This window comes from Marinobacter albus (assembly GCF_030238305.1).
Taxonomy (GTDB): Bacteria; Pseudomonadota; Gammaproteobacteria; order Pseudomonadales; family Oleiphilaceae; genus Marinobacter; species Marinobacter albus.
This window is the reverse complement of the sequence record NZ_JASSQD010000001.1, coordinates 2,218,796-2,245,093: the sequence shown is the minus strand read 5'-3', so window position 1 is coordinate 2,245,093 and position 26,298 is coordinate 2,218,796. Positions and strand designations below refer to the sequence as shown.

At 55.2% G+C, this 26,298-nt stretch carries 24 protein-coding genes and 2 tRNA genes; 15 read left to right on the top strand and 11 right to left on the bottom strand.

The window, feature by feature from the left end; all coding sequences use genetic code 11:
- The first annotated feature begins 6 nt into the window (after positions 1–6).
- On the top strand, positions 7–555 hold the full coding sequence (pgsA, locus tag QQF73_RS10405; RefSeq protein ID WP_219865539.1) for a CDP-diacylglycerol--glycerol-3-phosphate 3-phosphatidyltransferase: 549 nt from the start codon (positions 7–9) through the stop codon (positions 553–555).
- On the opposite strand, the gene QQF73_RS10400 is transcribed toward pgsA, so the two are convergent.
- From QQF73_RS10400 to QQF73_RS10385, 4 genes are read right to left on the bottom strand one after another with little or no spacing between them, the layout of a single operon-like run.
- Positions 513–1,166 (bottom strand): ABC-type transport auxiliary lipoprotein family protein, encoded by a 654-nt coding sequence (locus tag QQF73_RS10400; RefSeq protein WP_285368152.1) that lies wholly within the window; start codon positions 1,164–1,166, stop codon positions 513–515. The two genes, pgsA and QQF73_RS10400, sit on opposite strands and share 43 nt — an antisense overlap.
- Positions 1,163–2,101, bottom strand: coding sequence for an MlaD family protein (locus tag QQF73_RS10395; protein ID WP_219865540.1), 939 nt, complete (start codon positions 2,099–2,101; stop codon positions 1,163–1,165). Before QQF73_RS10395 ends, QQF73_RS10400 begins: the two co-directional genes overlap by 4 nt.
- Positions 2,102–2,106: 5 nt before the next feature.
- Complete coding sequence (locus tag QQF73_RS10390) at positions 2,107–2,934, bottom strand: ABC transporter ATP-binding protein (RefSeq protein ID WP_219865541.1); 828 nt, start codon at positions 2,932–2,934, stop codon at positions 2,107–2,109.
- Between the two features lie 6 nt (positions 2,935–2,940).
- Entirely contained in the window at positions 2,941–4,107 is a 1,167-nt protein-coding gene (locus QQF73_RS10385) for an MlaE family ABC transporter permease (protein ID WP_425607953.1), read from the bottom strand.
- A gap of 187 nt (positions 4,108–4,294) precedes the next feature.
- Between QQF73_RS10385 and QQF73_RS10380 the strand changes: the two genes are divergently transcribed.
- The 8 genes from QQF73_RS10380 to QQF73_RS10345 all read left to right on the top strand — a co-directional run bounded on the left by QQF73_RS10380 (position 4,295) and on the right by QQF73_RS10345 (position 12,514).
- Positions 4,295–4,370: transfer RNA gene (locus QQF73_RS10380), tRNA-Gly, on the top strand.
- Positions 4,371–4,438: 68 nt separating this feature from the next.
- Positions 4,439–4,512: transfer RNA gene (locus QQF73_RS10375), tRNA-Cys, on the top strand.
- A 183-nt stretch (positions 4,513–4,695) separates the two neighbouring features.
- Positions 4,696–5,817, top strand: coding sequence for a metallophosphoesterase family protein (locus tag QQF73_RS10370; RefSeq protein WP_285368150.1), 1,122 nt, complete (start codon positions 4,696–4,698; stop codon positions 5,815–5,817).
- Entirely contained in the window at positions 5,814–8,465 is a 2,652-nt protein-coding gene (locus QQF73_RS10365) for an AAA family ATPase (protein WP_285368149.1), read from the top strand. Before QQF73_RS10370 ends, QQF73_RS10365 begins: the two co-directional genes overlap by 4 nt.
- A gap of 633 nt (positions 8,466–9,098) precedes the next feature.
- Entirely contained in the window at positions 9,099–9,953 is an 855-nt protein-coding gene (locus tag QQF73_RS10360; protein ID WP_285368148.1) for a hypothetical protein, read from the top strand.
- Positions 9,950–11,056 carry a hypothetical protein gene (locus QQF73_RS10355; RefSeq protein ID WP_285368147.1) on the top strand — a complete coding sequence of 369 codons (1,107 nt, stop codon included), beginning with the start codon at positions 9,950–9,952 and terminating at the stop codon, positions 11,054–11,056. Before QQF73_RS10360 ends, QQF73_RS10355 begins: the two co-directional genes overlap by 4 nt.
- A complete protein-coding gene (locus tag QQF73_RS10350) occupies positions 11,043–11,801 on the top strand; it encodes a hypothetical protein (RefSeq protein WP_285368146.1) in 759 nt (252 codons plus the stop codon). Before QQF73_RS10355 ends, QQF73_RS10350 begins: the two co-directional genes overlap by 14 nt.
- Complete coding sequence (locus QQF73_RS10345; RefSeq protein WP_285368145.1) at positions 11,792–12,514, top strand: hypothetical protein; 723 nt, start codon at positions 11,792–11,794, stop codon at positions 12,512–12,514. Before QQF73_RS10350 ends, QQF73_RS10345 begins: the two co-directional genes overlap by 10 nt.
- 163 nt (positions 12,515–12,677) lie before the next feature.
- Here the strand turns inward: QQF73_RS10345 and QQF73_RS10340 are convergent, their stop codons facing one another.
- Genes QQF73_RS10340 through dcm form a run of 3 tightly spaced genes read right to left on the bottom strand, consistent with a single transcriptional unit; the run spans position 12,678 to position 15,746 of the window.
- Positions 12,678–13,883, bottom strand: coding sequence for a type II restriction endonuclease (locus QQF73_RS10340; RefSeq protein WP_285368144.1), 1,206 nt, complete (start codon positions 13,881–13,883; stop codon positions 12,678–12,680).
- 16 nt (positions 13,884–13,899) lie between these two features.
- Positions 13,900–14,349 carry a very short patch repair endonuclease gene (locus QQF73_RS10335; RefSeq protein WP_425607957.1) on the bottom strand — a complete coding sequence of 150 codons (450 nt, stop codon included), beginning with the start codon at positions 14,347–14,349 and terminating at the stop codon, positions 13,900–13,902.
- Between the two features lie 41 nt (positions 14,350–14,390).
- Positions 14,391–15,746, bottom strand: a complete 1,356-nt coding sequence (dcm, locus tag QQF73_RS10330) for a DNA (cytosine-5-)-methyltransferase (RefSeq protein WP_285368140.1) — start codon at positions 15,744–15,746, stop codon at positions 14,391–14,393.
- Positions 15,747–16,136: 390 nt separating this feature from the next.
- On the opposite strand from dcm, the gene QQF73_RS10325 reads away from it, so the two are divergent.
- Entirely contained in the window at positions 16,137–17,816 is a 1,680-nt protein-coding gene (locus tag QQF73_RS10325) for a class I SAM-dependent methyltransferase (protein ID WP_285368137.1), read from the top strand.
- A 47-nt stretch (positions 17,817–17,863) separates the two neighbouring features.
- Positions 17,864–19,228, top strand: coding sequence for an NADH:flavin oxidoreductase/NADH oxidase family protein (locus QQF73_RS10320; protein WP_285368135.1), 1,365 nt, complete (start codon positions 17,864–17,866; stop codon positions 19,226–19,228).
- On the opposite strand, the gene QQF73_RS10315 is transcribed toward QQF73_RS10320, so the two are convergent.
- Genes QQF73_RS10315 through QQF73_RS10300 form a run of 4 tightly spaced genes read right to left on the bottom strand, consistent with a single transcriptional unit; the run spans position 19,215 to position 22,515 of the window.
- The gene (locus QQF73_RS10315) at positions 19,215–20,033 is read right to left on the bottom strand and encodes an SDR family NAD(P)-dependent oxidoreductase (protein WP_285368133.1); all 819 of its coding nucleotides are present in this window, start codon (positions 20,031–20,033) and stop codon (positions 19,215–19,217) included. The genes QQF73_RS10320 and QQF73_RS10315 overlap by 14 nt on opposite strands.
- 39 nt (positions 20,034–20,072) lie before the next feature.
- Positions 20,073–21,119, bottom strand: coding sequence for a Gfo/Idh/MocA family protein (locus QQF73_RS10310; RefSeq protein WP_285368131.1), 1,047 nt, complete (start codon positions 21,117–21,119; stop codon positions 20,073–20,075).
- Between the two features lie 2 nt (positions 21,120–21,121).
- Positions 21,122–21,982 carry a DNA glycosylase family protein gene (locus tag QQF73_RS10305; RefSeq protein ID WP_285368129.1) on the bottom strand — a complete coding sequence of 287 codons (861 nt, stop codon included), beginning with the start codon at positions 21,980–21,982 and terminating at the stop codon, positions 21,122–21,124.
- Entirely contained in the window at positions 21,982–22,515 is a 534-nt protein-coding gene (locus QQF73_RS10300; RefSeq protein WP_285368127.1) for a CIA30 family protein, read from the bottom strand. Before QQF73_RS10300 ends, QQF73_RS10305 begins: the two co-directional genes overlap by 1 nt.
- Before the next feature lie 358 nt (positions 22,516–22,873).
- Between QQF73_RS10300 and QQF73_RS10295 the strand changes: the two genes are divergently transcribed.
- Genes QQF73_RS10295 through QQF73_RS10280 form a run of 4 tightly spaced genes read left to right on the top strand, consistent with a single transcriptional unit; the run spans position 22,874 to position 26,298 of the window.
- Positions 22,874–23,674: an SDR family NAD(P)-dependent oxidoreductase gene (locus tag QQF73_RS10295; protein WP_285368126.1), complete on the top strand. Its 801-nt coding sequence runs from the start codon at positions 22,874–22,876 to the stop codon at positions 23,672–23,674.
- 10 nt (positions 23,675–23,684) lie between these two features.
- Complete coding sequence (locus QQF73_RS10290; RefSeq protein WP_219865563.1) at positions 23,685–24,890, top strand: acyl-CoA dehydrogenase family protein; 1,206 nt, start codon at positions 23,685–23,687, stop codon at positions 24,888–24,890.
- Positions 24,890–25,915: a phosphotransferase family protein gene (locus tag QQF73_RS10285; protein ID WP_285368125.1), complete on the top strand. Its 1,026-nt coding sequence runs from the start codon at positions 24,890–24,892 to the stop codon at positions 25,913–25,915. Before QQF73_RS10290 ends, QQF73_RS10285 begins: the two co-directional genes overlap by 1 nt.
- The gene (locus QQF73_RS10280; RefSeq protein ID WP_285368124.1) at positions 25,912–26,298 is read left to right on the top strand and encodes a DUF6285 domain-containing protein; all 387 of its coding nucleotides are present in this window, start codon (positions 25,912–25,914) and stop codon (positions 26,296–26,298) included. The genes QQF73_RS10285 and QQF73_RS10280 overlap by 4 nt, the downstream gene beginning before the upstream one ends.

Below are 26,298 nucleotides of genomic sequence, written 5' to 3'. Positions count from 1 at the left end.
GACAGCATGAATTTACCCAACATTCTCACTCTTTCCCGCATTATCATGATCCCGGTTTTTGTGATCATTTTTTACATGCCTGTGGAATGGAGTTATCTGGTAAGTGCCTGCATTTTTGCCCTGGCGGCACTCACGGACTGGCTCGATGGCTATCTGGCCCGGAAACTTGATCAAAGCACTCCATTTGGGGCGTTTCTCGACCCGGTGGCCGATAAGCTGATGGTGGCTGTGGCCCTGGCGGTCTTGATTGAGGAGCATGCAGCGATTCTGCTTACTATCCCCGCGACCGTTATTATCGGGCGGGAGATCGTGATCTCGGCGCTTCGGGAGTGGATGGCCGAAATGGGGAGTCGTGCCAGCGTGGCGGTGTCCTACATTGGCAAGATCAAGACCACGGCCCAGATGGCTGCCATTGTTGGCCTGTTGGCCTTTCCTCCGGGCGTCGTGTGGTCAGATGTTGCCATCGCGCTGCTGTATGTCGCCGCTGGCTTGACGCTCTGGTCCATGGGGCTTTACCTGAAAGCGGCTTGGTCGGACCTGTTTCCTGCTTCCTGACTTGCCGCTCCATTACACCGGGTTGCCCACTCAGTGATGGTTTGAGAGAGCCGTTCACCGGCCTGGCTGAACGCCTTGACCACCGCTTCGATGTCGGATCCTTCCGCCGGTTGTTCAATCCGGAAACTGTCGGAACACAGGGTGGCACGGGATCGGTTATCGATAACCTGACCATGCAGCTCAATCACCGCGGTCACCGTCTCGGCATTATTTTCGGTGTGAAACGCAGACAATTCGATGACCAGAGTCCAGTCGGCATCGGCCGGATTGGTGTCACTGATGACGTTTTCAAAGCCGCCGCTGGCCCGAATGGTCTTTACCAGCAAGTCACGTACGATGACCGGGACGGTATCCCGCCAACGGACTCCGTCGTAGACCTGAAACTCCCAGGGCGTGGGCTTGGCCAGAATGCGGTTGCTGCTCAACGGGTCCGAGGCATAGGGTGTATCCACGCGAAACGAGTAAGGGCGTGTTTCCGGCGCCCGAAAGGTCGGATCGGGCACAGCGAAATCCATGACCCGGGGAGGCTCCGGGGTGGGGAATACGGTGCATCCGGCTAATGCGGTCAGCAGCAGCGTGGTCATCGTCAACGAAGGCAGAAATCCGGTCACTGTGACAGCTCCTTCATGGTTTCACCGCCCCAGAGGGTGCGAGTGGGGTCTTCCCCGAGCCGGCGCGTGAACTGATTGAGGTTTCGCAGTGTGCTGCGCAGTTCCCGCAACGCCGGCGCCAACTCGCCCATGCCCTGAAGACCTGAGTCCATCGCACCCTCGTTCTCCCGGGTCAGCCTGTCAATGCGGGAGGAGGTCGCCTGAAGGGTTTGCAGTGCCTCATCCAGTGAAGTCAGCGCGGCGCGGCCCTCATTCTGTAGTATGGCGTTGGCATTGTCCGACACCATGGCTACTTTGACAGCAGCTTCGCCCGCCCGTTTGCCAGCGGAGTCGAGTCGTTCAAGTAGCGCGTCCAGGTAATCCCTCTGGGCAAGCAAGGCATCCGTTGCTTCCCGGGTGTTTGCAAGAATGATCGTAAGATTCTCGGTGTTTTGATCAGAAAACATTCGGTTGGCGTTGGCCAGCAGCGAATCGGCTTTTTGCAGCAGGTCCTCGCCGTTGGCCAGCAAGCTATCGAACGCAGAGGGCTTGGCCATGATCAGCGGAGGGTTTTGTCGGTCACCTTTGAGTGCGGGACTGTCCGGGCTGCCGCCACTGAACTGGATGCTCATGCTCCCGGTAATGTTTGCCAGCACCAGGCCTGCCCGGGTGTTTTCCCGTATCGGAATCTGCTGATCGACACGAATCAGCACGCGGACGTGGCTGGGGTCCTGGGGATCCAGTTTCATTTCAACAACATCACCTATCTGGACACCGCTGTAGAGCACAGGATTACCCTCGGAAAGTCCGCTCACCGGGTGGTCAAAACCGATTTCGTAGTAGGCCCAGTCCCGATCGGCTGTGGACTTGCCAAGCCAGAGGGCAAAACCAAGCGCTGCGGCAAACGCCGTAACCGTAAACAAGCCAATAATCACGTGGTGGGCCTTTGGCTCCATGGTGTTTACTCCTGGGACCTGGGTGAGTGGGCCTCGAACGCGTTTTGTGCGGCGCGTCCCCTGGGGCCATTAAAATAGTCCTGTATCCATGGGTCATCGGTGGCGGCAACCCGTTCCAGCCGATCCGCCACCAGGACTTTTTTCTGCGCCAGCACCGCAATCCGATCGCAAGTTGCATACAGGGTGTCGAGATCGTGAGTCACCAGAAAGACTGTGAGTCCAAGGGCATCCCGAAGGGTCACAATGAGCCGGTCGAATGCGGCCGCGCCAATCGGATCAAGACCCGCAGTGGGTTCATCCAGAAACAGAACTTCCGGGTCCAGGGCTAGGGCCCGTGCCAGTGCTGCACGTTTGACCATGCCGCCGGACAGTTCCGCTGGATATTTAAGGGCCGCCTCGGGCGGCAATCCCGTGAGTGCCAGTTTCATGCGGGCCAGGCGTTCCGCCTCCGGACGGCTCAGCCCGGCATGCTCGATCAGGGGAACGGCTATGTTTTCCTGAAGGTTCAGCGACGTGAAGAGCGCGCCACCCTGGAACAGAACGCCGAGTCGTTGTTCGACCAGGGAACGTTGCCTGGGCGGTAATTGTTCAAGGTCTTTATCGAACACCCGAATATGGCCGGACGAGGGGGGATTAAGCCCCACGATGCTTCGCAACAGAACCGTCTTACCGGTTCCGGATCCACCGACCACGCCGAGAATCTCGCCGTTCATCAGGTCGAGGTCCAGGTCCTTGTGAATGACGTGAGTTCCAAACTGGTTACACAGACCTCGCACCTGGATAACGGTTTCGCCCACGGAGTCAGGGTGCGGTTCAAGCTGGTGATGTTTCATAAACGCTTACCACCCCATCTCCATGAAGAACATCGCGGCGATCGAATCAAACAGAATCACCATGAAAATGGACTGAACCACACTTGAGGTGGTGTGCTCGCCAACCGATTGTGCGCTACCGCTGACTTTGAATCCCTCAAGGCAGCCGATGATAGCGATCAGGAATGCGAAAATCGGGGCCTTTGAGAGCCCAACAAGGAAGTGACGGAGTTCTGTGTCCCGTTCGACAATGGCCAGGAACTGTGCAGGATAAATGTCGAGTGACAGGGCACAGACAGCAGCGCCTCCAGCGATACCTGCGATCATGCCAACAAAGGTGAGGATCGGGAGGCTCACCATCATTGCGAGCACCCGGGGCAGCACCAGAATTTCAATGGGATTGAGGCCCAATGTCCGGATGGCATCAAGCTCTTCGTTGACCTTCATGGCGCCGATGTGGGCGGTAAAGGCGCTCGCGGTCCTGCCGGCCAGAAGGATCGCGGCCAGTAACACTCCGAATTCCCGCAGGAATGAAAAGGTGACGAGGTTAACGGTGTAGATGGTCGCACCAAAACTCTCGAGTACAGTAGCACCGAGGAACGCGACGACTGCGCCCACCAGGAAGGTAAGCAGCGCTACGATCGGTAATGCGTTGAGCCCGGTTTCCTGGATGGCAGCCACAAAAGGTGTGACGCGCCAGCGCCAGGGTCGTGGCAGTACCCAGAACAGGGTCGCCAATGTCTGGCCAATGAAACCGTTGAGGGTCTTGAGGAGCTGAAAGATTCCGTCGGTCTTCTCGCCGGTTTCGGCCAGGAAACGGGTCAACCTGGAAACCCGAGCGAGCTCTGGCTCGGGACGATTCGCCATGGCCGAACAGACAGCACACAGCAGCGCCGACTTTTCAGGGGCAACAGCGCCTTCACGGGAAGCCAGGTCATGAAGGCGTTCGGCGCCAAGCAGGGAAACCAGTTGAGACGCCCCGGCGGTATCCAGTCGTCCGAGGCCGGACAGGTTGAACGATTTGATGCGGGAGAGGTTCGTTAACGTGGAAGAGACGACCCCTTTAAGGTGCTCATAATCCGACAGCGTCCAGTCGCCACGAATGACGAGGGAAGTGCCGTCCACGACAGCTTCACCGGGGGTTGAAGCACTCGCCGCGAACACAGGGTTTTCCTCACTGGCGGGGCTGGTCACGTTAATTGACAATCCATTGTTTGTTTTACCGTCTATTCACAAGCTTAGAGACTCCTGCGAGTATCTGCCAGTGAGGGCTATGTAACATGTCGAACAAATAATGGCCAGAAATCGATATAAAACATAAAGTTGAAAAAATAGGTTGACGAAAACGGCCGAATCCGTAGAATACGCCCTCGTTGACCAAGCGGGAATAGCTCAGTTGGTAGAGCACAACCTTGCCAAGGTTGGGGTCGCGAGTTCGAATCTCGTTTCCCGCTCCAACTCAACACAGTCTCTCACAGCCCACCTGAGAGCATGAAAGTCCGAAGATTCCTGATGGACTTTTACCGGCGCGGTGGCAGAGTGGTTATGCAGCGGACTGCAACTCCGTGTACGCCGGTTCGATTCCGACCCGCGCCTCCATTATTTCTCCATGTAGTTACTCCACCCAAGCATTCCTTCACTGGCTTGCGTCTGTCGACGTTTGGTCGGTCCTGACCTGTTTCCCTGAAACTCTGACGACTTTGTTTGTCGCATCGCATCTGTAAAGTGTTCGCGGGTAGTCTAGAATGGCGCGAAAATTCCCAGATCTCTCAGGAAGATAAAATGCCAAAGTTTTTGCATACGGCAGACTGGCAAATGGGCCGGGCGTTTACCCGTTTCGAAACGGAAGACGGTGCGGCCCTGGTCGAGGCCCGGTTCGAGGCCATTGAAACGCTTGCACGGCTGGCCAATGAGCATCACTGCGATGCGGTTCTGGTAGCCGGTGACGTTTTTGATGCACAAACGGTGTCCGACCGCACCATTCGGCGGGTATTCAACGCCACAAAGGGATTTGTCGGACCCTGGGTCATGATTCCGGGTAACCACGACGCCGCACTCGCGGAGAGCGTCTGGACGAGAGCCCAGCGCCTGGGTGCGGTACCGGAGAATGTACATTTCGCGTTGCAGCCCGGCGTTATCAATCTGGAAGCTCAGGGCCTCAGCATCCTCTGCGCGCCGCTGACCCAGCGCCACACGTATGGTGACCTCACCGAGCCCTTCAGCGGATACGAAACGCCGGAAGGTTTTCCCAGAATCGGCCTGGCCCATGGTAGTGTCCAGGGCCTGTTGCCGGACGAGATCGATTCCACCAACCCCATCGCGCCGAACCGCGCAGAAGCCAGCAGGCTCGACTACCTCGCCCTGGGCGACTGGCACGGCACCAAACAGATTGATGAACGCACCTGGTACAGCGGGACGCCCGAGCCGGAACGGTTTCGCAACAACGAAGCGGGCAATGCCCTGATCGTTGATGTGTCCGAGCCAGGGGCAACCCCAACAGTGACTCAACTACCAACCGGGCGGTATCAATGGCACCAATGGCGGGAAACTCTCGCAGTTCAGTCCGATCTTGAACAGTTGCTGGAACGTTTGAACACCTTGCCCGAATCTGCTGTTGTTGATCTGCGCCTTGAAGGCTCGGTGACCCTGGCCGGCGAAGAAACCCTGTTGAAGGCGTTGTCGGTTGCGGAAGCACGATTCCGCAGCCTTCGCTGCGAGCGAAGTGGGCTCCAGCTTGCCCCGACGGACGAAGACATCGCGGCTCTGAAAGCGGATGGCTACGTGGGCGAAGTGGTTGAGAGCCTGCGCGAGCGCCAGGAAGGCGTGCAGGATGACACCGCCCGGGATGCGCTGGCCATCCTGGCGGGTTTACTGCGGGAGCGTGAACAGGAGGCGGGGCAATGAAGCTGCAGCGAATGCGCATTGAACAGCTGCGCCAGTTCCGCAAACCCTTTGTTCTGGACAACCTGCAGCCCGGCCTCAACCTGATTCACGGCCCCAACGAGTCCGGTAAAAGCACGCTGGTACGTGCCATCCGAGCGGCGTTTTTCGAGCGTTATCGTTCAACGGCCGTTGACGATCTGCGCCCGTGGGGCGACTCCGCCGCGGCACCCACCATTGAGCTGGACTTTGAGCACGACAACCGCGTTTGGCGGCTCACTAAAAGCTTTCTGCAGCGTAAACGGTGCGACCTGGTTGTTGGCACCGAGTCCTACAGTGAAGACGATGCGGAAGAAAAACTGGCTGAACTGCTGGGCTACCAGTACCCGAAACGTGGCGCCAGCAAAGCCGAGCACTGGGGCATACCGGGACTATTGTGGGTCGAGCAGGGCACCGGGCAGGACATTGAGCAGGCCATAGAACACGCCGGAGATCATCTGAAGTCCGCCCTGAATTCCATGGTCGGAGAAGTGGCCAGTTCCGGGGGCGATGACCTGATCGAGACGGTTCGCAGCCAGCGGGACATCCTGCTGACCGGAACCGGCAAGCCCCGTGGAGATTATCTGAAACTGGAAAAAGACCGCGCCCAGTACCAACTTGAAATCGAAGAGCTGAAGGAGCGAGTTCATAAATACCAGGAACAGGTCGACCGGCTTGGCAAACTGACCCAGGACTTTGAGCAGGCGGAAGCCGAGCGGCCCTGGGAAGACGCTCAACGCCATCTGGAGGAAGCCCGGGCGCGCTATCAAAAGGTCGAGCGCCTGGAGCAGGAGCAAAACCAGGAGAAGGCTACGTTTGCCCAGCAGCAGCAAAACCACCGTCTGTTGCAGCAGAACAAAGAGCATCTGGAAGGGCTCAGTCGCCAATTGGAGAGCCGAAAGGCAGAGCTGGATCGCGCTGAGCACGACCTCTCCGTGGCTCAAGCACAAACGCCGGCCGTCACAGGCCGTTTAACCGAAGCCAGAACCGCCTACGAGCAAGCGGAAAAGCAACGGAAACTGGCGGGCCTGCTGCAAACCCGGCAGCGGCTGGAGCAGGATCTGAGGCGGCTCGAACAGCAACAACAAGTGATCAGCCAGAACCTCGCCAAAGCCACGGAATACCAGCGGCAGCTGGAGCAAGCCAGGCTGCAGGCCAGGGAAAACCGGATCGATCCAGAGTTGGTCAAAAAACTGCGAGCGACCGGGAGTCAGCTCAACGAAGAAACCATTCGTTCACAGACCATCGCCACTCGATTGAGCTGGCGACTGGATGCTGACGCTTCACTGACGCTGAACAACGAACCGCTGGTCGGGCAAGGCGAACAACAGCTTCTGGAAGAATCGACACTGGTTATTCCCGGCGTGGGTACCCTGGGCATAACACCCGGCGGGGAAGAACTGGCCAGCACGCGCCGGAAGCTCAAAGCGCTGGAGGAGAACCTCGCGGAACAGCTGAAGACCCTTGGCGTGGAATCGTTAAAACAGGCAGAGGATCGTCTCTCCGCGTTCGAAAGTGCCGAAAGAGCCGTAAAGCACGCTGAAGATCTGTTCAAAACCGTGGCCCCGGCAGGTATCGAGCAACTTGTCTTTGAACAAAGCGAGGCCGAAAGCGAACTGGAAAAAGCCAGAAAACAACTCGATTCCACGCCGAAACCGGACTCAAACGAAACAGTTCCCACTCTGGAGGAAGCCGAGGCCGTGTTTACCCAGGCCAGCGCCGCCCTGGACAAAGCGGAATCCGACGAGCGAGCGCACCAGTCCAGGCTGTCGGCCCTGAAGCAAGCCCGGGACAATGCGAAAAGGGAATGGCAGCGGCTGGCGGATGAAGAAAAGAATCCGGAACGCCAGCAGCAACTTCGCCAGATAACCACCGATCTGGCCAACCTCGAAAAGCAGCAGGCCGAACTGGAAGCCAGCCTTGAGCGTCGCGAACGGGAAATTCGCGATGCCCGCCCGGACTTTCTCCGACAGGACATCGAACGCTACCAGAACGCGGTCAACCAGCTGCGCCAGACCCAGGAAAACCGTGGGCGAGAACTGCGCGATATCAAAGTCAGGCTGGAAGCCTGGGGCGCGGAAGGGCTGGAAGAACAGCTCAACGAGAAAGAGGCGGAACTCGACCAATGCAATCGTCGCTACGAGGAACTGCACCGCCGTGCCCAGGCGCTGGACCTGCTGCTTAATTTGCTCACGGAAAAACGCCAGGCACTGACACGCCGCCTTCAGGCGCCCCTGCAAAAGCACCTCAATCACTACCTCTCTGTGCTTTTCCCGGAAGCGTCGCTGGAAGTGGATGAACAGCTACGGCCGGGCACCTTTAGCCGGGGCACAGAGCTTGGGCTGATTACCGAACTGAGCTTTGGCGCCCGGGAACAGATGGGCCTGATCAGCCGTCTGGCCTATGCCGATCTGCTGCGGGAAGCGGGAAGGCCAACGCTGGTCATCCTCGACGACACTCTGGTGCATAGTGACAGCGACAGACTAGAAGACATGAAGCGCATCCTGTTTGATGCGGCCAGCCGGCATCAGATATTGCTGTTTACCTGTCATCCGGAGAAGTGGCAGGACCTGGGGGTGCCGCCTGTGGATATTGATGCATCGAAGGAGCGGGGTAGTCAGTTGCCTCAATGAAGCAAGTCAGAATTTGTCCGTTACCTATGGGAGAGCTCCGCGGCAAGAAGCCGGATTGCAAGGTTGCTGTTGCAAAAAAAAACAGTGCTTTGCAAAAGGGGGCGGATTTAGAAGCCATGTTAATAAAATCTTCTTCAAGCTGGCAGAAGCCATAGACGCTTCATTAACACTTCCAAAGGCTCTGTGAAGCCGTTTTTTACTGAAGACTTTGTGTTGATCAGTGGGTCCAGCTCTCTTCATTATCTGTTGCGAGTGTTGTCTCAGGTAGATATTCCATGCATGGTTATATTCAAAAAAATTTGGCCAATATTTGAAAAATGTACTATCGTATGTACTATTAAAAAATGGTAGCGGAGGTTTTAAGCTATGCCTCAAAATAGGGATAGAGAGAAGTTTGTACGGTTGGCCGAAGCTAGGGTTACGAAGGCATTAAAGGACATTAAATTGATTGGTAATCTTTCCAACAGGAGCAACTATTCGTACACAGAGGAGGACGCGAAGAAAATCTACCAAGCGCTTAAGAAAGCTGTTGAAGATATGAAGTCAAAATTCGACAGTAAAGGCGCCGATGAGGACGAAATATTTAAGCTTTGATATTGAACAGAATCATAATAATGATGCTGGAGGGCGGTCATGGAAGCTAGTTGGAAGTTTGAGCGGAAGCGTCGGAGTCAGAAATCCAGAGACCCGATGCAGGCAAGTTTTTTTACAAACGCTAGCATTGATGAGGATGCGCAGGCATTGATAAGAGAGCTTATTCAGAACTCGCTTGATGCGAAAGCAAATCCAGCATCGCAGGAACCTGTGAGGGTCCGATTGAGTATTGGTAAGCATGAACCTGAGAGCGGGGTCATGCGCCGCTACATTCCTGAAAAGGCTTGGAAGCATTTTTCTGCCGAGGATAATGGTTTGGAAGCTCCTCCCTGTCCATCTGACCCATGCCGGTTTCTGGTATATGAAGACTTTAATACTTGTGGGCTTATTGGTGATGAGAAAGTCAATGACGAGCAACCAGGAAACTCTTTCTACTACTTCATGCGCGCTGAGGGGCAATCTGGAAAGCAGGATGGCGTAAGGGGACGTCACGGCATAGGGAAATATGTGGTCCCGAAGGCCAGCGGCATCCGAACCTTTATAGCTGTTACCGTTCGAAGCACTGATCAAAGGTGTCTTATTGCCGGTCAGAGTGTCCTCAAATCGCATCATGTGGATGGTGTGGCTTATACGCCAGACGCGTGGTGGGGCGTATTCGACGAGGATGAGGGTGGTGATGACTACTTTCCAATGCCTGTTGAAAGCGAAGCCCTATTTAACCAGATCGTTGAAAACTTTGGTCTTGCCAGAGACCGGAAGAAGACAGGCCTTTCACTGATCATGCCTTACGTTCAGGAAGATATTTCCGTAAAGACCCTTTCAAAATATGTCGTGAATGAGTATTTCTGGCCAATCTTGAATGGCCAGCTGTTGGTGGAGGTTGCAGAGGTATGACTGAGCACATTATTGACGCCGACTCTATTCATCATAACCTCGGTTCTTTGCTGCCCGCTGCACGCATCCCGGAGATGGAGCCGTTAGTGAGGCTTGCTTCTGATGTAGTTGGTTGTAAGAGCGTCCACAAGATCGTATTAAGGCTACCGGAAACTCCTTTAAAGCCTTCTTGGGACAAGGACTATATGACTCCTGAGCTGGCTTCTCAGTGCCAGGAGAAACTTCAGGAGCCAGGTGTCATCTTGCATCTGAAATGTCCGCTCTACATTAAAAGCAAGAAAAAAGGTGCTGTGCCGGTTGAGTCCTATTTCGATATGTATCTCACCAGAGATCTTTCAGATCAGTCGCGCAAGCCACGTTTTATTCGCGAGGGCATCACTATACCCGAGGACCGCGTGCCGAAGGTGAGGGGGTTTATAAGTCTCGTGGTTATAGAGGGTGGGCCGCTAGCCACTCTTCTCGGAGATTCCGAAAACCCGGCTCATACGGAATGGGAAAAGAATGCTACGAAGTTTAAAGGTAAATACCAGTGGGGCCCGACCACGATAGATTTCGTCAGACTTAGTGTTAGCAAGGCTCTACAGCTCATGAGTCAGGGTGATGAGGAAGAGGACTTCACTGTGCTTTCTGACATCTTTTACCTAGAGCAGCCAGAGAGTGAAGAAGACGTCCCTGACCAGCGGCTCAAAAAGAAGAAAAAAAACACTGGTGGCCAGCCGGAACCAACGCCCCCCAACCCCCCTGAACCGAGGCCCAGGCACTATAGGCTTTCCAAGGTTGATGAAGGCTTTGTTCTGAGGGGGCCAAGAGAGCCCTTAGCCTCGCCACGCTCTTATGAGGTTGCCGTAGCATACGACTTTGTGGGCGCATCAAAAGCGAGTGCTTTGAAAAAGTACCACAAAAACGACTTCGCACTTGATAAGGCTAAGTATGTAGATGAGCCGCAGGCGGAGAATGTCGAAAACCTCGAGTTGGGTGGTAACACGATTAAGTTCTCGGCACGTGATAACGAATTTGAAGTGAAAATTACAGGGTTTGATCCTGACCGCGACATTATTGTTGACGTGCGATCGGAGGCGCTGGAAACAGATGAAACGATTTAACTATACCGGCCGCAAAAAAATCCTCCGTGAGGACATCAGCATCAGGCTGCGTGGTGATTTTCACGAGAAGCCCGTTGTTGATGTTTCGGTCGACCTTGCTGATTATCATCTTTCACCTGAAAGCACGGTTTTTCTTGAGGGGCAGTCGAAGACTCGTTTCTCCCGGGAGGAACTCGGTAAGGTCTCTCCGAGCGTCAGAAAGAATTCGATCACGCTTGAGGAGTTTGACGACGCTGAAGGTTTGTCATTCCGGATCAAAGTGGTTGACGAGAGTGTCGGTCTCTTGGAAGCCATCGCCGAGAACGTCAGGCCGCATGACAAAGACGACAAGCCGGATCAGAACCACAAGAGCATTCTGCCAGTTGCAAGTGCTGATCTGTCGGGCTATGGAGTCCTCTGGAGGGTCAATTACGATGACCAGAACGCAACTCTACAAGTCGAACAGGAGTTGGGCAGCAAAGATCAGGTAGTTCGGTCGCTCTTGTTTCGGGGGTTCATTCTCCCAGCTGCGATGCGTCAGATTCTGGCCAAAATTGTTTCTTCAGAATGGGATCCGGAGCTTAGCGATCCGGATGAACTTTCAACCCGTTGGCTTCTGTTCGCGAGACAGTTGGGGGCAGGCGTGCCTGATGAAGATGCAGATGATCATGAGGGATGGCTAGATGATGCGGTAAGACTAATCAGCAGCCGGATCAGTGTCCGAAATCAGATTATTGGGGAGTTTGACTCAGGGGTGTGGAAATGAAGATATGTCGTTTAACTGCACAGGGAATTGAGCGCTTCATCCGGTATCTCGATAGCCTGAAAACCGAGCATCCTCAGGAATTTCCGCAAGAGCTTCTGGTCCCTTCGGAATATGCTACTGAGATTGGTGGTGACACAGGTTGGCTTGATGCTTTGGATCTTTCTGATCGATTGAAAACCGCGAAGGGACTTGACGAGGTTGTCCATAACCTCGGTTTGCAGTCAGCAGAACGTGATAAGGGGTTCTGGACTTGGTGCTCGGCGTACCTTTTCAACAGGTTGTGCAAGCGTAGTAGCGGACGTTATAACCCCGGCGAGCTGGCGATCTGGGTAGCTGAGCCCGACAACTGGAAACGCTATTACCGTCATTACCTTGCGTCAATTTGGCAGGTCTATGCAGCACACAAAGATATGGAGGATGAGCTGGTAGTTCTGCTCAATGGTCCTGTGAATGTTCCCGGAGAGCTATGGGCGCAGGTTGCAGCAAACCAGAAGCTCATTACTAACCGCTCCATGATAGGAGCTATTTTTCATTTGTTCTGGGATAAGCAAAATAATGGACGAAAGCGGGGGGCTGGTGGTGCCGGCGCTCGCCGTCTGAGTCAAGTACTAAAACAATTTGAGCGCACTTATGATTTCTATGCGATGGATCCCGACGATTTGGTGCGCCTTCTCCCTCGCGAGTTTGACAGGTTTAAGGAGATTGATGCCTAACGTGAATTGATTTGTGATTGGTCTCAAGTCTTCCGGGCGCTCGGAGGAACGTCCGGAAGGCAAGTCTTTTACGAAGCGCCCTTTGTTGTAAGCAATTAAAGGAAGTCATTAACGTTTTAAGGGCATGGTGAATCAAAATGTGAGCATAGCGAGACTTGTCTAATTAGCAATCTCGTTTTTTTACTATGTCTAAGAATTGCTCAAGATCCAAAAGCCAACTCTTTTGTTCATCCGTGTAAGTCACATGAATTGATCTGGGAACTACCAGTTGCAGTTTCGAATCGATCATCTCATTGGTCTGGTTACTAGAAATTTTGGGCTGTAGAGTGAATAGATGTTTTTTTTCGATCCTTCCCGCTTCGGCTAGAACCTGTCGCCAACGATCTTTGCATGTAGTTTTGACTCCAAGCATAGTAAGTTGTTCTGCGGGAAAGTCTTTGTTTCTGTAGTCTTCTACTGACGGGAAAAGAAAGTCCGGCTTCTTGTTTTTCTCTGTTTTCTTCTCTCGGGAGAACCGAACGCCTTTTTCAGAAAAGGTTTGCTCTAGATGGTTTTCGAGGGCGCTTCCTGCCCGTGATGATCGTCGTTGCCGAATTGACTGTGAAAAAGAAAGGAAGTCCTCTGCATCAGTGAATCCTTTCGCGAGTCGCTCCTCGATAATCGCACCCTCCAGCTGACGAAACATGGCTTCTTCCGTTTCCCACCAGGTTACGACGGCTGTGTCAGCGCTGTCGAATTCTCTAAGCTCGCCGCCAAGTTGTCTGGCCAATTGTGAAAATTTTCTGGTGCTGGGAAAAGTCAGAGGGCCAAAGTGGCTCTCGATAGTGCTCAAATAATTCACCCCAAAGTTGGCTTTTATCTCTATACCTAATTCTTCGAGAATGAACCGCTTTATCGGACCGATTTCTTCTTCATCATCCGTAAAATCAAGCGACTTGAAACGATTACCAAAGTCTTGCCCGAAGAGTTCAAATAGCTCTAACTCTGATTGTGAACCTTGCGGTGCAGTAACGAAAATCAGTTCGTTATTGGGTTTCATGACTATTGCCAACGCATCCCCAATTTCCGCCTTCGTTATCGCAGGGTTATCTTGATAATAAAGCCGGTATTCGACTCCTTTACCTTGTGCGGTGCGGTCTCTGAACCACCATGAGCATGTGCCCTCGACGCTTTCGATATGCTCCTCATCATCGTCGAGGCGCACGAATGTTGTGGGAATGTCTGAACGGGCGTCAGGGCCCATGAAAGCCTTCATGCTTGTAGCGTTGATTTCGTGGCCGTTTGAACGTGAAGGATCACATTCAACTGCTGTAAGTCGTTTGACTGCAGCGCCGGATAGATAATCGTTCAGAGATCCAAAATCTGACATTCGGTTTTACTTCCTGCTATCGACATTTTTTGATGATGCTTTTTGAACTATCCAATCCTGAGATCTCTGCTTCTGCGTCCGAGCCTCTGATCCATTCAGATGCATATTGGATAAGCGTGTGTTCGTCGAGTCGGAGTTTCCCCTTTATTGAACACTCCCATAACTCAAGAACTCTCCAGCCAAGTTCGTGTAACCTCGCGACGTTACGTGAATCCCGATGTCTGTTCGAGGAGATCTTTTCTTTCCAAAATTCGGATCGTGTTGAGGGAATGCGGAACAACGGGCATCCTAGGTGCCCGTGCCAGAAACAACCGTGTACAAAGATAACAGCGCGGTACTTTGGTAAAACTATATCAGGCTTTCCCGGAAGGTCTTTCCGGTGGAGTCTGTATCGGAAGCCTCTTTTGAAGAGCTCTTTCCTCAACCAGACTTCGGGCTTTGTATTCTTTCCCTTAATAGCCGCCATATTGCGGCTTCGGGTCTTTTTGTCGTGAACATCGGCCATGATCAGGCGGCTTTGGATTCCCGCTTTTCAATTTTTAATTTTGCTTCCAGAATTCTCGGTTTCATCATTTTTGCCACAGCCCGAAAAACCGGCACTGCTACAGAGTTTCCGAATTGCTTGTATGCCTGGGTATCCGACACAGGTACTTTGAAGTTTGACTCATCGGGTTCGTCAAAGCCCATAAGCCGTGCGCACTCTTTAGGTGTTAGCCGTCTTGGCCGGTTTCCCTGGTTGATCATATCGTCGAAGCCCGCCTCCATATCCCATCCGCGGTCGACAAGGATTTCTGATCCGTCCTTGTAGTAACGTGCGGATAGTGTCCGGGCCACATCATTGGGTCCAGTAAGCCCGAACCCAAATCCGTTGCCTTTAGCTTTATGTTTTGCGGCGTAGTCGTACAGGTACTGCCAGAGCTTTGGAGTTAGAATATACCGGTCATCAACTTCCTTTTCCGGCTCCAAGATCTCGCCGAATGTGGTTACGTTTTCCGGAAAGTGCTTTCGTATGTCTTTTAGAGTAAAGCCGTTATGTACATCAAGATCCCGGCGGAAACCTACCAGCACAATTCGCTCACGGTGCTGTGGAACGAAATGTTTCGCATCGATAATTTTCGGGTCCTGCGGGCCATCATAATTGACATCTGAGACCTCATACCCAAGTTCATCCAGCGCTTCGAGGATAATCTTGAAAGTTTTACCCTTGTCATGACTTTTGAGGTTTTTCACGTTCTCCAGCAGGAAAGCTGCAGGACGTTTTGCTTGGATAATTCTGGCAACATCAAAGAAAAGGGTTCCCTGAGTATTGCACTCAAAGCCGTGAGCACGCCCTAATGAATTCTTCTTCGAGACACCGGCGATAGAGAAGGGTTGGCAGGGAAACCCGGCGAGTAAGACATCGTGATCTGGAATGAGGTTGTCAATGTGAGCGTAAGCTTCTTCTTCAGAAACATCTTCTCTGTCAGAAAGAGTGACCTCACGGATGTCTTCGTTGAAAATGTGTTCTGGATCGCTGTAATGATTAGCCTTGTAGGTTCTTACAGCGTATTTGTTCCATTCACTGGTAAAAACGCATTTTCCACCAATCTCGTCAAACCCGCGTCGTATTCCACCAATGCCAGCGAACAGATCTATGAACCGGAATTCATGGCCCTGCTCTTGAAAGGGTTTCGGTAACAGGGATTTGAGGTGTTCAAATTCGCCATGACTAAGTTTTCTGTCAGCTTTTCCTTTCACCCAGCGGTTGATACTCTCTCTGCACCAGGAGTCGAACCCCAAGTCATTCAGAGTTTGGGCAATGAACCCCTGATCGTAGATTTCGAGCAGTTCCTTGATAAGCTTGAGGCCCTCTTCGTCTTTCACGACGCACTCCCTCTCTGGGTCAAATGTGTGACGAAAACTCACTGGTAAGTTCCATTATAGGTGTTCGCAAGCCCGTGGACTAGATCTTCGGTAAAGAATACCTTAAAAATAACTGTAAATATATACAGCTATCTGGGATGGAGCCGGGACAGATTATTCTGAGTTTTCGGTTAGCTTCAACTCACCCACACGGCACTGAGGTAGGTCCAGCCCACTTTTAGGTGTGTCTTCAGTAACGGAACAGAACCCAAACGCCGCGTTCATTTGTGAATATGTTCGGGACTGGATTCATGCCAGAGATTCACGCCAGTGCTCTTTCCTTGATAATCTAATTGACAATTCAGGAGCGCTTTGTGTTGATGCCTATGTCCCTTGTTGGAATAGATATTCTTGACTGACGTTTATAGCCAGAGGGCTAAAGTTTTTTACGACCAGTACCAGTCGTTAACCTTTGAACAGGTTCACCAAGACTGGCTCTCCTTCCTTGGCGATAAATCAGGCCTCGCTCTGGATGTAGGCGCAGGCAGCGGTCGCGATTCCGGTGCCCTTGCGGCGCGGGGCTGGGATGTTGTCGCGGTTGAGCCCGCAGCCGGCTTAAGAGACTTGGGGCAGGGCGCTACTCGCAGTCAGAGCATTCACTGGCTAGACGATCAATTGCCTGATCTAGGTAAGATCCGGAAGCTGAGCTATCGCTTCGATCTGATTCTTGTTTCCGCTGTCTGGATGCATATCCCACCATCTGATCGTGAACGTGCTTTTCGAATCCTGACTGAGCTTTTGGCGCCCGGTGGAATGCTGGTAGTTACACTCCGGCATGGGCCAGGTGATGGCGAACGGCTTTTTTACGATGTCAGCAGGGAAGAACTGGAGAGTTTCGCCAAGCGCCGGGCACTGATCCCGCTTCCGTTGCCTGCTGGGCGCAAGAAGGATGAGCTTCAGAGGGACGAGGTTTCCTGGGAGACGCTGGCTTTTCGGTTGGCGGACGATGGTACAGGCGCATTGCCGACTGTCCGTCACATCATTGTTAATGATAATAAGTCATCGACTTACAAGCTGGGTTTGTTGCGAACGCTTGTCCGGATTGCTGACGGCGCGCCCGGCTTGGCGCTTAAACGTACCGATGACTGGGTTGATATCCCGCTTGGTGCTGTCGGGCTGTTCTGGATTATGCTCTATCACCCTCTGGTTCTCCGGCATCAGCTGAGGCAAGCGCCCGGTAGTCGTGGCTATGGCTTTGCCACGGACGATTTCTTCAAGCTGCAGAATTTCACGCCTCTGGATTTCAGAGTGGGTATGTCGCTGTCGGCGGATGTTGCCCCGGTGGTGCTTCGCGCTATCCGGGATGCTTGCTCGACCATTCTCAAGAACCCCGCACATTTTACGACCTGGCCCGGCAGTAACCGTCCGATCTTCGAGGGCGGTTCGGCCAGGATGACCATCAAGAAGGCACCAGTGCGCTTGGATAAAGCGACGCTTTCCCGGTTCGGTACCTTCCGTGTTCCTTCATTTCTCTGGGATGCATTTAGTCGCTATGCGTGCTGGATTGAGCCTGCGATTGTTAATGAATGGATTGATTTGATGGGAAGCTGGGATCTGCGTTACTCCATGGATGTCTATCACCGTGGCTTGCAGTGGGTTGAAGGTCGGCGCGATACGTCAGCTGTCCGTCAAATGATTAACCAACAGCTCGAGACTGGCAGGGTGGAGTGTGTGTGGACAGCCCAAAATCTCAACGCGAAGCGGTTTGACGTCGACCACTGTTTTCCGTGGTCACGATGGAACAACAATGATCTCTGGAACCTGATGCCAGCGACTCATACGGCGAATGCCTCCAAGTCCGAAAAGCTGCCCGGAGACCTGCTGCTCAAGAAGGCGCACCCTCGAGTAGTGAATTGGTGGGAGCAAGCTATTGTGGGCACATCTCGTGAGGAGCAGTTCTTCTCGGAGGCTGAAGCCTCGCTGCCATTGCTGGGGCAGGAGCGAAGCTTAGAGGGCGTCTTTGAGGGGATGCTTCAGCAGCGATTGAGGCTGAAAACCAATCTTCAGCTGGCAGAGTGGTTAGGCCTGTAGGCCGGATCGGCAATATCGGCTTAAAGTTAAAACTGAAATGAAACCTTATGAATAAACAGCAGGAATTCACCGTGCCCCAATCGCCCCTCGCCCAACCCCTGAAACTCCCCTGCGGAGCAGTCCTGCCTAACCGTATTGCCAAGGCCGCCATGACCGAGGGGCTGGCAGACGATCAGCTACACGCCACCCACCGCCATGAAACCCTTTATCGGCGCTGGTCCGATGGCGGGGCGGGGTTGCTGATTACCGGCAACGTGATGATTGATCACCGGGTGCTGGAGCGGCCGGGTAACGTGGCGATTGATCCGGCGCCCGATTTAACAAAAGGGAAGGGCGAGCCCGAGGGTATGGCGCAATTGCGTGCCTGGGCCGAGGCGGGCACCTGCAACGGCAACCATTTGTGGATGCAGATTTCCCATGCCGGTCGGCAGTCGCCGCGTTATGTTACCTCGCGCCCGATGGGGCCTTCGGCGGTGCAGCTATCGCTGATGGGTAACTATGCCCGTCCACGGGCACTCACGGAGCCGGAGATTCTCGACTTTATCCAGCGCTTTGCCAACGTTGCCCGGATTGCCAAAGAGGCGGGCTTCACCGGCGTTCAGGTGCATGGGGCTCATGGGTATTTGTTGTCGTCTTTTCTGTCGCCGGTCACCAACCAGCGCACCGATCGCTGGGGTGGGTCGCTGGAAAATCGCGCCCGTTTTCTGCTCGAAGTGGTGCGGGCGACTCGCGAAGCTGTGGGGCCGGAGTTTCCGGTGGCGGTGAAGCTCAATTCCGACGATTTCCGCAAGGGCGGCTTTTCGCTCGATGAGTCCGTGAGCGTGGTGCGCTGGCTCAATGAGGAGGGTATTGATCTGCTGGAGGTGTCCGGGGGCACCTACGAACAGCCTCGGTTGCTCGGGTACAGTGGCGATGCCGAAACCGCGAGCGACGGGCCGGCCGTGCGGGAAAGCACTCGCAAACGGGAGGCTTATTTCCTGGATTACGCCCAGACGATTCGTGAGGTGTGCGATTGCCCTCTGATGGTCACCGGTGGATTCCGGACGCGCACGTTGATGGAAGAGGTGGTTGCCAGCGGTGAGACCGACATGATTGGCCTTGGCCGGCCGCTCTGCACGGATCCGGATACACCCAGGGATCTGCTTGATGGGCGCATCGAAAAGACGGTTTGCCATGAAGATCACGTCAAGCTTGCCCAGCGGGGATTTTTCTCCCCGGCCAGTCCGCTGATGCCATTCAAAATCATAAATGTACTGGGCGGCCAGGCCTGGTATTACCAGCAGATTTTCCGGTTGGCCGATGACAAAGAGGCTGACCCGGATCTGGGTCTCCTCAAGGCTGTCGGGGCTTACGTGAAGGATGAACTGAGCCGGGCCCGGCGGGTGAAGAAGGCCCGGCTTATCGCAAGATGATTCTCTGGATCGACCGGGGAATAAACCGGGTGATAAATTCGGCAGCGTAGGTCTGTGGGGTAACCAGATATCTGGGTTTGGGTCGTGTCGCCTCTGCGGCCCTGTAGATCTTTTTGGCGACGTCCGACGCACTGGCGGTAAAAGGCTTGATGCTGGCGCCTGGCGCGAGCGCGGCTTCCATCGCTTTGTACTTTTCCCGGTGCACGGCGCTTGCCCGGCCAAGCAGGGGCTGCAAAGCCGCGAGTGCATGTTCTCTGAAGCGTGTCTTCACCGGCCCCGGGAGCACCAGCGAAACACTTTCCAGGCTTTTGCTGCCCTGTTCATCAAACCAGAAGCTTTCATGGGCCGTGTTCATTGCGGATTTGGCGGCACAGTAAGCGCCTTTCATTTTCTGGGGCGCTATGGAGAGCACGGAGCTGACTGCGATGACCCGCAAGGGTATGCCGTGTTGTTCGCAGAGTTCCAGGCAGACGGCAGCCAGCTTGATGGGGCCGAACACATGGGTGCTGAATTGCTTGCTCCACATGGATTGGGGCAGGTCGCGAAGCGCCCCAAACTGCCCGTACCCGGAGTTGTTGACCAGAATAACCCGTTCGGCGCCCGCGATTTCGCTGTCGAGCGCGCCCGCAAGGCCCTCAATCTGATCAAAGGACTCAAGATCCAGTGTCATTTCCAGAGCCGCGGAGTCCACGCCTGTTGGCTGCCGTGAGAGAGCGATCACCCTGTAGCCTTTCCGGGCAAAAAGGTCGCAGGCCTCACGGCCAATGCCGGCGCTGGCGCCGGTTATCAGGGCCAGTTTTGTCATCGCAGTATTCGCATCCGAATTTCATCCATTCAACGTGTCTTAAAGAGAGACAACCGCACCGTTCGATTCTGCCGATTTGAAAAGCGCCGACATGACCCGGTGACAGGCCAGGCTGCGCTTCGGCCACGTGTCCTCCAGCTCACCCGTCAGGATAATGTCCGAGAACTTCTCGACGAGCTTCACCACGTGGTCGCACGGCTCCACCTCCTGCACCGTGTCCTTGCCCTCCACGTCTCCCAGGATGTACCTCGAGCTTCCGGTGAATCGTTCTCCGTAGGCGGCGAAGTTGCCGCTTCTGCCTTGTCCGCCAACCAGATCGTCGATGCGGATAAGGCCGGCGTCGCCAACCGTTTCTACCTGCGAGCGGTGCGCGAGTTCGCAACCTGCGTCAAAGGTTGCCATACGGCCGTTGGAGAACCACAGGGTGCCACCGCAGGCGACGATGGTGTCGATGGAGTTCTTTGAGACGAAGTTCATCTGGACGCGCTCGGGCAGTTCGTACCCGTAGCTCCACAGTGTGGCACTGATCGGGTACCACCCCTGATCACCAAAGCACCCCATGGGTTCGCGGGACTTATCGGTGCGGCCGTTGCCGCCTTCATACCATTCCCTGGAGGGTGCCTTGAAGGTGAACGCGCTGGTCACACGCCTGACATCGCCGATGTCGCCGTTTGCAATACGCTTCTCGATCTCTTGCGTGCGGGTGCTGTGCAGCCACATGGTTCCGTCCATGAACTGGACGCCGTTTTCTTTGCAGACTTCAATGGCGTCGTCGATGCCGTCAGCCAGGGGTTTTTCGGCGTAAACGTGCTTGCCGGCGCGGGCTGCTTTCTTGATCCATTCATTACGAAGCGCTGTCGGGACAGGAAGATATACGGCGTCGATACTGTCATCAGCCAGAAGCTCATCGTAGGAACCGAAAGCCTGCGGCACGTTGTGCTCGTCTGCCCACGCCTGGGCGCGGTCGAGAGCGCGGCTTGCAACGGCGGCGACCTCAGCGTTTTTCGCATCATGCATTCCCGCCACCACCTTGGTAGCAATTTCGGCGGTACCAATGATTCCCCAGCGGATTTTTCGATTTTCCATACTCAGTCTCCAATCCAGTTTTCCTGGTCCACGATCCGTTTGAGCTTATACCCCAGAAACCGATACTGCCCCCAGTGTTGAAAGGCATTCTGGGCATTGTTTGGGTCGAGATTTCTGTCACGCAGATACGCGCTCACTTCCGAGTCGACCGGGAGGGTCTGAAAATCTCTCAGAAGCATCATGGTGTGTGCTGCGGCATAGGGCCCGATGCCCTTTAGCGATGTTAAATACTGGTAGTCAACGATGCTTTCGCGAGCAGTACCATCAAGGTTGATGGCTTTATCGTCCAGCAATTGACTCGTTACCGTGTCGACCGTCCTGGCTCTGAACCCGAGCTTGCACTCTTCTGCCAATCGCTCAGGGCCGATAGTCCGGACTTCCATGGGCTCGGGAAATAGGCCGTCTCTCAGAGTAACCAATGAGGCGACCATTGTTTTCGTCTGTTTCCACGTCGTGTTGATGGTGCAAACCGTTTTAATGAGATCCTCAAAGAAGGTGTCGCCGCGCAGGAATCGCCCGCCACCGGACCGGATGAAGCGGGCAATGTCAGGGTCGTTTCTGTCACAAAGCGCGAGAAACTCTGAGGGGTCCCAGTCCAGCTGCAGCCAGCGGGCGACGCGTTCGGAAACAGCGTCGGTGTTTGATGAGGAGGTTTCGATAAGAAGTTGATCTTCGGAGGGCTGGTGGACGCGCGCCCATTCCGCTTTGGCGCCAATTCTTACCGTTCGTTCAAGATTCCCACCGTCCCAGTGCCAGGGCGCAAGCTGGCACCAACCATGGCTTTCCACCGTCATGCGCAGGTTGAACGGCCGCTGTAGAGTTAGGGAAAAGGTATTTGTGGTCGTCACCGGTTTGAGCTCCATCAGAACAGAACCCAATCCTGCATCCTGAGCCGAAATTCACCAACCTGCCGGCCGGATACGAAGAGGCTTACTGAAGCCAGGTGCTCAAGATTCAGTGGTTCCGCATCGGTCAATGTCTTGCCGCGCCAGGTAGGTATGAATTCACTGAACGGAAGCCGGACGCGGCTCCAGTCTTCCGTTTCCGGTGTAAACGCGTGCTGGTACACAATACTGCGCCGGTCCGTGCTGTTGCGAAGCCCGATCTTGTAGGTTTTGCCGTCGCCCAGGGCAAGAAGCTCAATACCGGTGTAGTGAGCTGCATTGAAAGGTTCGGGCAGGTCCGCTTTCACGGAGGCAAATCCGCCGCCGTTATCCAGTCGCACAGTACCGTGAAAGATGCCAACGCCGCCTTCAGCGCAAACAACGGCGCCGTCAGACTGCCCGCCCATTACGCGGTCACCGAGGGGCTGCCAGGTTAACTGGCTTACCTTCTGGTTGAATGAAGCAAGAGTGGGAGATTGCCTGGCATTCCCCTGGATCTTTCCGTTCTGCATGGGGTTACCTTAGATAGCTAAAAGAATGTAGGCAGTAATTAGCGCCGCTATAAAAAAGTCGTGAGGGTAACTTCCAGAACCATTCGGCCAACACTACCGAAAAACCTGCTCCAGAGTAACAGCGGTACGCCCTTGAACGACTACCTCCAGAAAATCCTGCGTGGCCAGCCCATCTTTGATGGAATACACGGCAATTCCATTTCTCTATCCGATGAAAATGTCACCAATTTTCAGAAGGGTGCATGTTTTAGGCCGTCATTGATCATTCCTTCTTCTGTTCAATCTTTCCCAAAAAAATTCGATCACCCCTTGAATAAATCGAGCGCTCGTTCTATTTTTGGGTTCCGGAGGTCGAGATATGAACAATTCCAATAATACGAACCCTCGCAATTCGAACTGGTCTCTGCGTGTTGATGGCAAGACCGCCCTGGTCACCGGAGCGGCCGGAGGCCTTGGCCAAAGCTTTACCCGGTGTCTGCTTGAGGCGGGAGCCACGGTTATTGCCAGTGGCCGCCGCCGCGAGGCACTGGAGTCTCTCAAGAGCGAATTCCCTGAGCATGCCAATCGGATCCATGTGGTCACCATGGATGTTACCGATGAGGCGAGTGTCACCGAAGCGTTCGATACCATGGCGGATGGCGTCGGCATTCCGGATGTCGTGGTTTCCAATGCAGGTGTTGCCACCAGCAAGAAAGCCCTGGATGTGACCGGCTCAGATTGGGACCGGGTGGTCGACACCAACCTCAAGGGCTGCTGGCTGGTCTGCAACGAGGCCGCCCGCCGCCTGTCCGCCATGAAAAAGGGCGGCAGCCTCATCATGATTTCCTCTATTCTCGGTCATCGCGTGGCCGGCAATGTGGCGCCCTACGCGGCCGCCAAGGCCGGTGTTGAGCAGCTGACCCGCTCGTTTGCACTGGAGTGGGCCCGCTACGGTATTCGCGTGAATGCGTTGGCACCGGGCTACATTGAGACCGATCTGAACCGCGACTTTTTCACCAGTGAGCCCGGACAGAAGATGATCCGTCGCATTCCCCAGCGCCGCCTGGGGCAGGCAGAGGATCTGTGCGGCCCGTTGCTGCTGCTGGCTTCAGACTATTCCGATTACATGACCGGCAGCACCCTCGTGGTGGACGGCGGTCATCTTCAATCCTCGCTGTAAGGAGCAGGCCGTGGACTTTAATCTTAATCCGAGGAACGAGTCGTACCGGGAACGCATCCGGGACTTTGTCGAACAGGAACTGTTGCCGCTGGAGCAGAACCCGGAGGCCTACGATGAGCATGAGAACATTGCGCCCGAGCATCTTGAGCAGATGCGGGCCAAGGCCAGAGAGCAGGGCCTCTGGTGCCTGCAGATCCCCGAGCATCTCGGCGGTCAGGGTCTGGATATTTCGGGTATGGCAGCCTGTTACGAAGAGATGAACCGGTCGATCTTTGGGCCGGTGGTGTTCAATTCTGCGGCACCGGATGACGGCAACATGATGGTGCTTGCCAAGGTGGGTACCGAAGCCCAGCAGGAGCGTTGGCTCAAGCCCATCGTCGAGGGCAGGGTGCGGTCGTCATTCGCCATGACCGAGCCACCTCCCGGCTGCGGCTCGGACCCGGGCATGATGCAGACCACCGCCACCCGCAAGGGTGACCGCTGGGTCATTCATGGCCACAAGCATTACATCACCGGGGCGGGTGAAGCCGCCCATTTCATCTTGATTGCCCGTACATCCGACGATACCCGTAAGGGGCTCAGTGCCTTCATGTTCCATAAAGACGATCCGGGCTGGGAGGTTGTCCGTCGCATTCCGATCATGGGTCCGGAAGAACACGGTGGACATTGTGAAATCCGCTTTGATGGCCTGGAGATCCCGGATGAGAACCGGCTGATGGAGGTGGGCGATGGCCTCAAGGTCACCCAAATCCGCCTGGGCACGGCGCGCCTGACTCACTGCATGCGGTGGTTGGGATTGGCCCGTCGCTCCCTGGAGATTGCCACCGAGTATGTTGAGAAGCGCGAATCCTTTGGCCAGACCCTGGCGCAGCGTGAGGGTGTCCAGTGGTTGCTCGGAGAGGCTGCCATGGAGATCCAGATCGGTCGGCTGCTGACCATGCACGCCGCCTGGAAGCTGGACCAGGGCGACTTCGCCCGCAAGGAGGTGTCCATGGCCAAAGTCGCGGTGGCCGACACCCTGCATAAGTCGGTGGACACCGCGATCCAGCTGTGTGGCGCACGGGGCTATTCCAAGGACACCCCGCTGGAGTGGATTTACCGTTATGCCCGCCAGGCCCGCCTGGTGGATGGCGCCTCGGAAGTGCACAAGATGGTGTTTTCGAAGCTGTTGCTGGCCGAGCGTACCGACTTCTGGCACTGGGGAGTGAAGGCCTGATGTCCGGGCTTGCAGACACTTTCAGCAATTTCATTTCCCGGCAGACCGGTGCCCGGAGTGTCCGGGTCGTCGAGTTTGACCGGCTCTCGGGAGGTGCGATCCAGGACAACTTCGGTCTGACCCTGGAGCTGGAAGGGGGCGACCGGCCGGGCCGGCAGGCTTTCGTAATCCGGCAGGATGCCCCATCCGGCGTAGCGGAAAGTCTTTCCCGTCCGGAGGAATTCCGGGTTTTGCAGGCGGCGTTCGAGGCCGGGGTGACGGCCCCGGAGCCGCTCTGGCTTTGCGAAGATACCGAAGTCAGCGGCCGAGTGTTCTACGTCATGACCCGGGCGTCGGGCAGCGCCTCACCCCGCAAACTGGTCAAAGGCGACTTGACCGAGGATCAGCGCAGGCACCTTGTACGCCGGTTTGGTGCGGAGTTGGCCAGGCTACACGCGGTGCGGCCACCGGTGGCATCGCTGGACTTCCTGGCGATGCCCGAACCGGAAAACCCGGCCCTGAGCCGGGTAGCCCTGTATCGCCGCTACCTGGAGGAAATCGGTGAGCCCCATCCGGTGCTGGAATGGGCCCTGAACTGGCTCGAGGACCATGCTCCGGAGCCGGGCCCGACGGTGCTGTGCCACTGTGATTTCCGGACCGGTAACTACATGGTGGATGGAGGCGAGCTGACTGCTGTTCTGGACTGGGAGTTCGCGGCCTGGAGCGATCCCTGTGAGGATCTGGGCTGGCTCTGCAGCCGCAGCTGGCGCTTCGGCGGGGATGCCCGGGTAGTTGGCGGTATCGGAGACAAACAGGACCTTCTCGACAGTTACCGGGAAGTGAGTGGAGTCGACCTTGATCCGGCATCGGTCAGTTACTGGGAGGTCATGGCATTGGTGCGCTGGGCCATGATCGCGTTGCAGCAGGCGCGCCGGCATATGTCCGGAGAACAGCGCTCGCTGGAGTTGGCCCTAACCGGTCGCATGGTGGCCCAGATGGAATACGATCTGCTGAACCAGATTCCCGAATTGGAGGAAGCGCAATGATCAACGAGCCGGATACCCGCGATCTGCTGGCCGAGGCCCGCCAGGTGTTATTGGATTCGCTGGCGCCTGAATTGGCGGGGGAGAGGAAGTACCAGGCCCTGATGATTGCAAACGCCATGGGCGTGGCCATCCGGGAAATAGAGCAGCTGGAGCAGGGGGAGCCTGAAACCACCGATCGGTCGCTGTCGCAATTCCTCGCCGGGCATCAGCTGCCGGATAACCCTGAGCAGGGAGAGCAGACCCTGGCCCGGGCACTCCGCGAACGCCGGCTCGATGGCTCTGAACCGGAACTGAGATTGGTTTTGAGGGGTATGACGGAGGCTCGGTTGCGAATCAACAATCCGGGCTACCTGAAATCATCTGGACAGTCCAATACGGTGTGA